The following is a 3,997-nucleotide window of genomic DNA, read 5'->3' as shown; positions in this document are numbered from 1 at the left end:
CACGGTCTACGACGACTTCGCCCACCATCCGACCGCGATCCGCACCACGCTCGACGGCCTGCGCCAGAAGCTCGACGCCGCGGGCCACCGGGGCGAGCGCATCCTCGCGGCCTTCGAGCCGCGCAGCAACACGATGAAGCTCGGCGTGATGGCGGCGCAACTGCCCTGGAGCCTCGAGTCGGCCGACCTGTCGTTCTGTCACACGGCCGGGCTCGACTGGGATGCGGCCGCGGCGCTGGCCCCGATGGGCGAGCGCGCCCGGGTGGCTGGCGACATCGGCACGCTGGTGGGCCAACTGGTCGCCACGGCGCGGCCCGGCGACCACATCGTCTGCATGAGCAACGGCGGCTTCGGCGGCGTGCACGACAAGCTGCTGCAGGCCCTGCGCGACGGCATCGCCTGAAAGAGAGAACGCGCATGGCGGCCATGGCACCCGACGACACGTTGCTCGGCCTGCTGCGCCGCGTGTACGACAACGGCAACAGCTACTTCGACGCCGACGGCAACCACTGCCACCGCATTCCCGACACCTTCAGCGAGGCCGAGCGGCAGGCGCTGGCCGACGCGGGCCTCGCGCCCAACCGCTTCGTCGCGATCCCGCACGACGAGGCGGTGAACCGCCTGCGACAGGCCGCGGCCGGCGTCGACCTGCGCCGCGCGGCCGATGCCTTCGTCGCCTCGATGACATCGAGCGACCTGGCCTGGCTCACTGTTCTGCCCGCCACCGCCCTCGGCCTCGCGATGCCGGCGCATCCGATGGCGGCCATGGGCGGCGGCAGCTGCCGCGTCTGCTTCCACCGCGACGAGCGCGCGGACCCGACGCTGCGCGCCTACTTCCGCCACCTGCAGGGCGCGGGCTGGGGCACCGGCGGACCGGTCGAAGGCCTGCTCGCGCTGGAAGCCACCGGCCCGGCCGATGGCTGGCCGCGGCCTACACCGCGCGACATCTGGGTCTTCCATCGCCTGCTCGACCTGCTGCGCGCCCTGCCGGCCGACACGCGCTACGGCAAGGCACGTACGGCGCTCAAGGACGCGAAGCTGCTGCGCGTGAACAATCCCTACCGCTGCGAGACCGTGCTCGAGGCCCTGGCCACGCTCGGCGTCATGCAGACGCCCGAGCATCCGGGCCTCTTCACGCGCTGGACCACCGCCGTCGAACGCGACCAGCGCCCTTCCACCAAGGTCGAGGCACCGGCCCCGCTGGGCTGGTGGCGCGCGGCCGATGGCCTCGACGAGTCTCTGGTGGCGCGGCTGTTCGGCCATCTGAAACGTCCCAGGCAGGAACCGCCCGCCGAGGTCGCCGAGCCGGTTCGGCGCAAGCCCGCCGCCGGCGCGCGCGCCAAGTCGATCCCCGGGCCGCCGGCCGCGGGCGACGTGCATGCCGTGCGGCTGCGCGAAGACCTGTGGACCGCCGCCTACTGCCACGAAGTGAAGGCCGATCATCGCGGCATCGTGCGTGGCCGCGTGGAATACCTGGACCTGCTCTCGCCCACGCCGCCCACCGCCGAGCAGATCGCCGGCATCGGCTTTCGCGACCGCCGCAACGGCGAGCGCTGGCAGAGTTGGGTCGCCGGGCTCGGCAAGACCACCGGCGTGACGCGGATCGCGGTCGGCGTGCCGGCGCCATCGCATGCCCAGCCCCTGCCGGAACGCATTCCCGGCGGCCAGGCCAGCGACCTGAAGCACCTGGCCGGCTGGCACTTTCCGGCCACACCCTGAACGAGGACCCACCATGACCCAGCGCGCCACCCAACTCATCGACACGCTGGGGCTGCAGCCGCATCCCGAGGGCGGCTGGTACCGCGAGGTGTTCCGCTCCGCCGTGCAAGTGCGTCCCGCCGACGAGCGCGCGGCCCGCAGCGCGCTCACCAGCATCTACTTCCTGCTCGAAGCCGGCCAGCATTCGCGCTGGCACCGGGTGCTGTCCGACGAGGTCTGGGTGCATCTCGAAGGCGTGCCGCTGGCACTGTGGACCTGCGATGCCGCGCTGCGCACCGCGCCGGCGCATGCGCGGCTCGGGCCGGTCGACGTGCACGGCACGCGACCCCAGCACGTGGTGCCGGCGGGCCAGTGGCAGGCCGCGCGGCCGATCGAAAGCCATTCGGCGGGCGACTTCACGCTGGTCGCCTGCATGGTCGGGCCGGGCTTCGACTTCGCCGACTTCTCGCTGATGGCGCCCGACGGCGACGAGGCCGCCGCGGTGCGCCATCACTGGCCCGAACTCGCCGCGCTGATCTGAACGATCAGCCGCGGCGCTGCTTGACCGCCTGCGACAGCGTCTCGAGCACCTGGGTCGAATCGTCCCAGCCCAGGCAGGCGTCGGTGATGCTCTTGCCGTATTCGAGGCCCGCGATCTTGTCCTTGCCCGGCGTGAACTTCTGGGCGCCGGCCTGCAGGTGGCTCTCGACCATCACGCCGAACACGCGGCGCGAACCGCCGGCGATCTGGTCGGCGATGTCCTTCGCGACGTCGATCTGCTTCTGGTGCTGCTTCGAGCTGTTGGCATGGCTGCAATCGACCATCAGCGTGGGCGGCAGCTTGGCCGCCTCGAGGTCCTTGCAGGCCGCCTCGACGCTGGCCGCGTCGTAGTTGGGCGCCTTGCCGCCGCGCAGGATCACGTGGCAGTCGCGGTTGCCGTTGGTCTGCACGATCGCGACCTGGCCGTTCTTGTGCACCGAGAGGAAATGGTGGCCGCGGGCCGCGGCCTGGATGGCGTCGGTGGCGATGCGGATGTTGCCGTCGGTGCCGTTCTTGAAGCCGATCGGCGCCGACAGCCCCGAGGCCAGTTCGCGGTGCACCTGGCTCTCGGTGGTGCGCGCGCCGATCGCACCCCAGGCGATCAGGTCGCCGATGTACTGCGGCGAGATCACATCGAGGAACTCGCTGCCCGCCGGCAGGCCCAGGCGGTTGATGTCGATCAGCAGCTGGCGCGCGATGCGCAGGCCTTCGTCGATGCGGTAGCTCTCGTCGAGGTAGGGGTCGTTGATCAGGCCCTTCCAGCCGACCGTGGTGCGCGGCTTCTCGAAGTACACGCGCATCACGATCTCCAGCGTGTCGGCGTACTTCTCGCGCTCGACCTTGAGGCGGCGCGCGTAGTCGAGCGCGGCGGCCGGGTCGTGGATCGAGCAAGGACCCATCACCACCAGCAGACGGTCGTCCTTGCCGCCCATGATGTTGTGGATGTTGCGGCGCGTGCCCGTGATCAGCGTTTCGACCGGCGTGCCGCGAATCGGGAAGAAGCGGATCAGATGTTCGGGAGGGGGGAGCACGTTGATGTCCTTGATGCGTTCGTCGTCGGTCTTGCTGGTTTTTTCGACGCTCGCATACCAGCTCTCGCTGGCCGGGGCAGTGTTCGTGCTCATGAGGGTTCCTTGTTGGATTGAATATCGTCAGGGCATAAAAAAACCGCCGGGGCTGCTTGCGCCGGCGGTTCTGGGAGGGGTGCCTGTCTGCTTTACGCGCTCGCCTCTCGTCCGCCGGAAACCGGGAACCAAAAGTAGGCAAAGAAATAGGCGCGGAGAGCGGCGGACATGGGCGCGAATGTAGCACGGAAAAACAAAACCCGGCTTGGAGGCCGGGCGTTCGTTGTTTTGGCGCCGGGCGGGCCGGCGCCTCGGTGCGGGCTCAGCGGTAGCCCGACTCGTTGGCGTTGTGGATGATCCAGATCAGGTTGCCGCTCGAGTAGTCGCCCATGCCGCCGCCCGCGAAGATCAGGCGGCCCTGGCCCTTGTAGGTCATCTCGAAGCGATGGCGGTCGCTGCCGAAATAGAACGGGATGAAGGCCTTGCCGGTCACGTAGGCGCCCTGGTCGGTGGGCTGGCCCGCGAGGTCGGTGACCTGCTTGGCGCTCATGCCGATCTGCAGCCGGGCGAACTTGCTGTTGCGCGCCGGGTTGCCGGTGATCTCGCCCTCGTAGCCGTTGAGACCCTTGACGGTGCGGCCGCTGCCGGCCTCGACCTTCGACGAATCGACGACATTGCCCTGGGCGTCCATGCCG

5 protein-coding genes are annotated in these 3,997 nt (G+C 69.9%); 3 read left to right on the top strand and 2 right to left on the bottom strand.

Features of this window, described 5'->3' with window-relative positions; translation table 11 throughout:
- The 3 genes from AC27VN_RS34905 to AC27VN_RS34895 all read left to right on the top strand — a co-directional run.
- Window positions 1-403: glutamate ligase domain-containing protein (locus AC27VN_RS34905; protein ID WP_490879563.1), on the top strand; the 403-nt coding region annotated here is incomplete at its 5' end.
- 14 nt (window positions 404-417) lie between these two features.
- Complete coding sequence (locus AC27VN_RS34900; protein WP_490879562.1) at window positions 418-1,719, top strand: hypothetical protein; 1,302 nt, start codon at window positions 418-420, stop codon at window positions 1,717-1,719.
- Between the two features lie 13 nt (window positions 1,720-1,732).
- Complete coding sequence (locus AC27VN_RS34895) at window positions 1,733-2,239, top strand: cupin domain-containing protein (protein ID WP_490879561.1); 507 nt, start codon at window positions 1,733-1,735, stop codon at window positions 2,237-2,239.
- Between the two features lie 4 nt (window positions 2,240-2,243).
- Here AC27VN_RS34895 and AC27VN_RS34890 read toward each other — a convergent pair whose 3' ends face one another.
- Both AC27VN_RS34890 and AC27VN_RS34885 read right to left on the bottom strand, forming a co-directional pair.
- Complete coding sequence (locus AC27VN_RS34890) at window positions 2,244-3,362, bottom strand: 3-deoxy-7-phosphoheptulonate synthase (protein ID WP_093353424.1); 1,119 nt, start codon at window positions 3,360-3,362, stop codon at window positions 2,244-2,246.
- Window positions 3,363-3,624: 262 nt separating this feature from the next.
- The coding region (locus tag AC27VN_RS34885; protein WP_490879560.1) for a hypothetical protein at window positions 3,625-3,997 on the bottom strand (373 nt) is incomplete at its 5' end.

The sequence above is a fragment of the Variovorax sp. 20P10.2.4 genome (assembly GCF_058244205.1).
The sequence above is the reverse complement of the archived record's forward strand: the minus strand, read 5'-3'. Positions and strand labels throughout refer to the sequence as shown.